The sequence below is a fragment of the Lentzea sp. NPDC037011 genome, from assembly GCF_055607425.1.
In genome coordinates this window covers 186,482-192,952 of sequence record NZ_JBVJRT010000014.1, presented here as the reverse complement: position 1 = coordinate 192,952, position 6,471 = coordinate 186,482, and the positions used below count along the sequence as shown (strand labels likewise).

4 protein-coding genes are annotated in these 6,471 nt (G+C 66.0%); 3 read left to right on the top strand and 1 reads right to left on the bottom strand.

Annotation, left to right across the window (positions count from 1 at the left end; all coding sequences use genetic code 11):
- Window positions 1-191: 191 nt before the first annotated feature.
- Window positions 192-3,281 carry an AfsR/SARP family transcriptional regulator gene (locus tag ACZ7CH_RS35240; RefSeq protein WP_470375918.1) on the bottom strand — a complete coding sequence of 1,030 codons (3,090 nt, stop codon included), beginning with the start codon at window positions 3,279-3,281 and terminating at the stop codon, window positions 192-194.
- Window positions 3,282-3,786: 505 nt separating this feature from the next.
- Here ACZ7CH_RS35240 and ACZ7CH_RS35235 point away from each other — a divergent pair.
- Genes ACZ7CH_RS35235 through ACZ7CH_RS35225 form a run of 3 tightly spaced genes read left to right on the top strand, consistent with a single transcriptional unit; the run spans window position 3,787 to window position 6,223 of the window.
- On the top strand, window positions 3,787-4,287 hold the full coding sequence (locus ACZ7CH_RS35235) for a hypothetical protein (RefSeq protein ID WP_470375917.1): 501 nt from the start codon (window positions 3,787-3,789) through the stop codon (window positions 4,285-4,287).
- Window positions 4,239-5,204 (top strand): sporulation-delaying protein SdpB family protein, encoded by a 966-nt coding sequence (locus tag ACZ7CH_RS35230; protein ID WP_470375916.1) that lies wholly within the window; start codon window positions 4,239-4,241, stop codon window positions 5,202-5,204. The genes ACZ7CH_RS35235 and ACZ7CH_RS35230 overlap by 49 nt, the downstream gene beginning before the upstream one ends.
- Window positions 5,201-6,223, top strand: a complete 1,023-nt coding sequence (locus tag ACZ7CH_RS35225) for a GNAT family N-acetyltransferase (protein WP_470375915.1) — start codon at window positions 5,201-5,203, stop codon at window positions 6,221-6,223. Before ACZ7CH_RS35230 ends, ACZ7CH_RS35225 begins: the two co-directional genes overlap by 4 nt.
- Window positions 6,224-6,471: the final 248 nt, after the last annotated feature.

The window sequence follows — 6,471 nt, the reverse complement described above, 5'->3', positions numbered from 1 at the left end:
GATCCACGGCGGCGACTGACCCCTCCTCACGGTCAAACATGATCCACATCCGACATGCTGCACGCCACCACGTTGATCATTCTGTTAGGACCTCTTATGGCAGCAGAGGATTAGCTGCCTGCACGTAAGGACCCGTCAGTGATCACGCGATCATGGACAGAGCCGCTCGTAAGACAGACCTGGCCGGTGCTTCAAGTGCCCGCACACCGGAAGCACCGGCCGGGTTCACTCCTGCCCATCGCGTCCAGATGCGCTCGGGCGAAGCCGCCTTCGTGCATGCCAGCCGGGTAGAGGGCGACTGCCTCGCGCCAGTTCTTAGCTGCAGTCTCAGCGTCTCCGCGTGCGTACGCGACATGGGCGATCCCTTCGTGCGCTCGTGCGATGAAACGCGTGTAGGAGTACTCGAGCGAGTAGCTCATCACCTGTTCGAAGACGGCTAACGCGCTGTCGGTCTCCCCCAGGGAGAGCCAGATCTCGCCGATCGCGCTGAGCGCGTCACACTCCACCCTTCGGAAGGCGTACTTCCTGGCCAGCGCGAGCGCCTGCCTGCCGTGGTCGATGGCGGCCTCGCCCTGCCCAAGGAACCTCCTCGTGGAGCAGAGTCCGGCGAGCGCCAGCGCCTCACCGTGCTCGAACCCCGCTTCCGCGCTGTCCCTGAGCACGCGTGAGAAGATCTCGTCGGCTTCGCGGTGGTTTCCGGTGAAGTGCGCGATCGAGGCGATGTTCCACAGCGGCACCGCGAGACCCTGGACCGAGTTCGCCCGCGCCCGTTCCAGCTCCAGCGCCGAGAGCAGGTAGGCGCGGGCGTCGTCGAACCGGCCGAGGTCCCGGCACACCGCACCCAGGTTGTTGCGGATCGCGCGCATCATATTGGTGTTCCGCAGGCGGGTCGCCTTCTCCTCCGCCTCAAGGTAGACGTCGAAGGCAGCCTGGAGCTGATCGTCGTTCGCGTGGAGTGCTCCGAGGTTGGTCAGCTGGCTCATCTGGAGCGCCTCGTCGTCACCCTTCCTGCTGAGCGCCAACGCCTTCTCCAAGTAATGGTGCGCCTCCGCCGCTGACCCGCGTTCCCGGTGAACCGCGGCAAGGCCCTGCAGGCAGAGCGACTCGGCCGCCTCATCCCCGTCGGCGCGCGCGGCCCCGATTCCCCACTCACACAGCTTCCGCGAGTTGCCATGGTAGTTGCGGCTGCGCAGGTAGGGCTGGACGACGCAGACCAGTTGCCAGGCGTGCCGGTGCCAGCCATGCTCGACAGCGAGCTGCACTGAAGCGACGATGTTGCCGAAGTCGTCGTCGCGCGGGCCAGCCGACTGCGCCGCCCGCTCCTCGTCAGTGGTCCAGAACGAAGGCCGGTCGACTCCCGGTGTCATGGAACCAATGCGGCCTAATGGTTCACAGCTCGCATAGGTGGCGTGCACGTAGTACTCGACCAGCATGCGCCGCGCCGCATCCTGGTCGCCCGTACTGTCGACCTGCACGCACAGTTCGTGTGCGCAGTCGCGGACCAGGTCGTGGAAGTAGTAGCGGCCCGGAGTGTCCTGCCTGAGCAGATTGTCGTCAAGCAGTGCCTCCAGGACGTCCTCGGCCTCCTCGACGGACATGCCGGTGAGCGCGGCGGCGGCGTATTTGTCGAAGTCCGCTCCCGGATGCAGGCCGAGCAGGCGGAACATCCGCTGCCCCGATGGCCGCAGGTAGCGGTACGAGACCCGCAGCACATCCATGATCGTGTGTCCCTCGGCTTCGAGGAACTTGGTCCGCCGTGTCTGCTTCTCCAGCCGTGCGACCAGATCGGTGACCGTCCACGCAGGACGCTCGCGGAAACGAGCGCCCGCGATCCTCAGCGCCAGCGGCAGGCGGCCGCACAATCGCACCACGGCGGCCACGGCCTCCGGTTCGGCATCGGTCCTCGCCATGCCTGCGACCCGGCGGAACACCTCGACCGCGTCCAGCTGTGGAAGGACATCGAGATCGACCGATCTCGCTCCGTCCAGGGCGGTGAGCCTGCGCCGGCTGGTGACGATGACCAGGTTGCCCGCAGTGCCGGGCAGCAGAGGCCGCACCTGCCCCGCGTCCGTGGCATTGTCCAGCACCACGATCGCGCGCTTGCTCGCCATGTGCGAACGCCAGCGGGCGACGCGTCCCTCCAGCGTTGGTGGCACGAGCTCGCTGGGAACGCCGCTGTCGCGCAACAGCGCGTCGAGCGCCTCCGCCGGGATGAGCGGGTCGAATCCCAGCGTGAAGCCGTGGAGATCGATGAAGTACTGACCGTCCGGGTAGTCCGTGGACACGCGATGGGCGAGGTGCACGGCCAGCGTCGTCTTGCCGATGCCGCCCATCCCGCCGATCGCGGAGATCGACAACGCGGTGGGGGACGAGACTTTGATGTCCGACAGCAAGTTGTCCAGCTCCTCCGAGCGCCCGCAGAAGTCGCGCGTGTCGCTCGGCAGGTAGCACCGTCCCGGCTGCTCCGCCGCGGCAGGCGGTGCAGGTGGGGCGGCCGCCTTCACCGCACCGAAGATCTCGCCGTCCAACACCACGCCGATGTCTTGCGTGCCCTGGAGGATGTCGGTGTGCAACGCGCGCAGGTGCGGGCCAGGGTCGATGCCGAGCTGCTCGGCGAGCTCGCGGCGTCCCTCGTCGAACACCGTGAGCGCCTCGGCCTGCCTGCCCGCCTGGTAGAGGGCGAGCATTAGGTTGTAGCGCAGTGACTCGCGGAGCGGATGTTCGTCGACCAGTTCGCGCAGCTCGCCAATGACGCCGGTGAACTCACCGGAAGCCAGCCGCAGCGCCATGAGGTGGTCGAGCGCGACGATCCGCTGCTCTTGCAGTCCGAAGGCGGCACTGTCGAGGGCGGGAGTGTGCAGGCCGGGCAACATTCGCCCGCGCCATAGCGCCAGTGCCTCGGTCAACCGGGAGATCGCGTCCCCGATCTGGTCCGATGATGTGATGGTCCCGACGCTCTTCACGCGGTCGCGGAAGCTGTGCGCGTCGATGGCCTCCCGGGACGTCTCGAGCCGGTAGCCAGCGTCGCTGGTCGTGATCGTCAGGCCGGGAACGCCGGCGAGTGTCCTGCGCAACCCCGCGACTGCGTTGTGCACCTGCTGCCGCACTGACTTCGGCGGTACGTCCCAAAGCTCCCCGACGAGCCAGTCGAACGCGACGGTGGTGTTAACGCTCAGCAGGAGGAGTGCGAGGAGCTTCTGCTGCCGTGCGCCGCTGACCTCGATCGGCTGGCCCGACCGGCGAACCTCGAGCGGACCGAGAACCAGGAATTCAGCTGCCACTTCCGCCTCACGCTGCCGACTGACCGGTGTCCCGTGCCGAACGCGACCGTGCCGAACGTGACCGCAGGCGTGCGACAGAGCTGTCAGCGCGACTGACCACCGCGTCGAAGCGTGCCCCTGGCGGCCCATTCCGCCGGCTACTACGGAAAGTAGTGACCCGGTAGCGTTCGGGTAGGGCACGCTGTAGCATACGCATCCAACCGCAGGTGGCGCAAAGGAAAACGATGGGGGCAACAGCATGAAGAGGTCTATTTTCGCTGGGCTGGCCATTGCGGCGGTTGTCGCGGCGATTTTCGGCACGGTCGGCACGGCGGCTCCGAACACGGGCGACCCCAAGCCCAATATCGCCGTCGAGCCGATGTCCGCAGAGAACTAGTCCATCCCGACTCTCGGACGTGAAGAGGACCCAGGCACGTCGGAACGGAGCGGGAAAATTCGCGGGTCAGCACTGGATAAAAGTTTCAGGGGTTTTGCCTTCACGGCCACCCTGCTCCTGTCGACCCTGGTGTTCGCATGCCTTTCCGGATTGTTCGCGGGGTCATCTTCCGCGTGGGTCAGTGAAAGACTGTACGCGTACTCACTGCTGTGGCCGCAGCGGTGGGACTTCTTCACGGGATTGGAGGAGCGCGAGGTCGTCGTCGGCTACGAGGTCGGCGACGGCCCGGCTGGTCCGAGTTTCATCGCGCGGAGCCGTCAGAGCTTTGCCGACAACCTCGGCGGCCTCAACCGGTCGAACGGGACAAGGCAATACCTGCTCAGACAGCTGATGAAGCAGGTCCCGCACGACCACTGGCAAGCCTGCGAGGGACAGGCGCCGGACTCCTGCGTGCCCGCTCTCAACGCCTCGCGCTACGCCCACCTCGTGAACCGGGCGAAAGACCGGACATGGTGCGGCCGGATCGCGATTTCTGTGGCACGCCCGGAGCGCTTCGATCCCTCCGCGGCAAATGACCCTCCGTGGCGGATTCACAAAATCGCATTGGTGGACGTCGAGTGCGGTGGCTGACGAAAATTGTGCGGTCCACGAAGGCACTCGGACTGCGGCATGATCCGAGAGGTCTTCCACTGGCGGCTGGTAGATCCCTGCTGGCGCTCGCCACGCTGAGCGAGTTGGTGTTCACGCCCGATTCGGGTCTTTTCGGTGACTGGTACGGCAAGTCGGCCGGTGCCCATTGTGACGGGATCAGGTCGATTTCTGTCTGGTGTGTGAGCGACAGTCTCACGCACAGCTTCTTCGCGGCCGACGTCCTCGCCGCCTGTGTTCTGCTCGTCGTCATTTCGGGCTATCGCCCCAGGTGGACCTGCATTCCGCACTGGTACGTGACATTTGGTCTCTCGATCAGCATGTCGGTACCGGACGGCGGGGACAGCATTGCCAAAGTCGTCACACTACTGCTGGTTCCGCTCTGCCTCGGCGATGAGCGCCGGTGGCAGTGGGCAGCGGTGGCGGATCCCCTCGCTCCCGCCTGGCGTGGAGCCTCGCTGGCCGCGATGGCGGTCATGCGGTTGCAGATCTTCCTGATCTACACCAGCGTCGCGGTATCCAAACTCGCGGATCACGCGTGGCAGAGCGGCACCGCGATGTACTACACATTCTACGAACCCGCGAACGGACTGCCCGCGAACACCCTGAGTGCGGCGACGCCGGTCCTGCAGGCAGGCTGGCTGATTGCCTTGCTCACGTGGTCGGTGATCGGCATCCAGCTGCTGATAGCCGTGTGCATTCTGGGTACGCGCAAGATGCGGGTCGCCGCCGCGGTCCTGTGCTTCGCGCTGCACGCTTCGATCGCGTTGCTGATGGCACTGCCCAGTTTCGGGTTGGTCATGATCGCAATGCTGACGATCGCCACCGCGGCGCCGGCGCGGGGTGCTCTACTGGGTCGTTCCGGCATCGAGCCCGCACACGTAGACAGGAAGGCATGAACACGCGCGTGGAAGTAGATCGTTTTGACCCGTTGACCGCAGTAGAGCGGGACCTCACGGGTGTCCACGAGGTGGTGTCGCGCGCCGGTCAGGCCGACAACCCCGGTTCGCCGCCCGCGACCTTCGACGCGGTCATCGGCCGGCTGAGGAACCCACAGCCGAACCTCGGCCCCGTCCACAGGTTTGTGGCCCGTAGGGACGCGCATGTCATCGGACTCGCCGGCGTCTACTTCCCTCAGGCCGAGAACAGCCATCTGGGCCTGCTGGAGCTGACCGTCCATCCCGACGCCCGCCGAAGCGGCGTGGGCACCGCCCTTCTCCGCGCGGTCGCCCTGGAGATTCAGAAGCACCGACGCAGTGTGCTCGAGTGCTGGAACATCCCGAATGGCGGCGCAGGCGAGTCGTTCGGCACCGCGCTTGGGTTCCAGATGGTCAGCACGACGCTCGTGCAGACACTGTCGGTCCCGGACGTGCCTCATTCCATAAGAGAGGTTGCCCCTGCCGACGGCTATGTCCTGCACAGGTGGCACGGGACCGCGCCGGACGAGCTGGTCGAGTCCTACGCCGGTGTGCGCAGAGCGATCGCGGACTCCCCGTTCGGCCGGTCGGCGTTCCGGTTCCCCAAATGGACCGCCGACCGCGTCCGCGAGTCCGAGGTGGACCGCAGGAAGCGTGAGATCGACCATCGCGTGGTCGCGGTGGTGCACGAGGACTCAGGGCATGTCGTGGGCTTCACAGAGCTGCAGACCTACCCCCATCGAAAGGATCTCGTCTACCAGGGCGACACCGCCGTCCTGGCCGAACACCGCGGGCGCGGGCTGGGCCACTGCGTTAAGGCGACCATGCTGCGCTGGCTGTTGTCCGAATGCCCCGCCGTGGAGCAAATTACGACGTCGACTGAGGCGTCGAACAGTCACATGATCAACGTGAACCTCGCGCTGGGCTATCGCACTGTTCGCGAGATGGTAATCCTCGCGCAGGACGCCAAGGAGCTCGCGGGCCGCCTAGTAGAGCGGTAGCCGTCACCTGCGAGGTCAGCGGTCCGAATCGCCGACGGATGGCCCGAGAGCGCCGCATCTATCGGCGCTGAGCTGAAGCACGGGTCACGACTCAGTGATCGTGGTACGACGATCCCGAACAGCGCCGTACCCGATCACGTGATCGTTGATACCGGGCGTTTCTTGCCGGAGGAGTACGACGACAAGTTATCAGTGCGGCCGCGACTGCCGCGGGCTGCGTGTGGGGTGAATACCCGACCAGTCCGAGC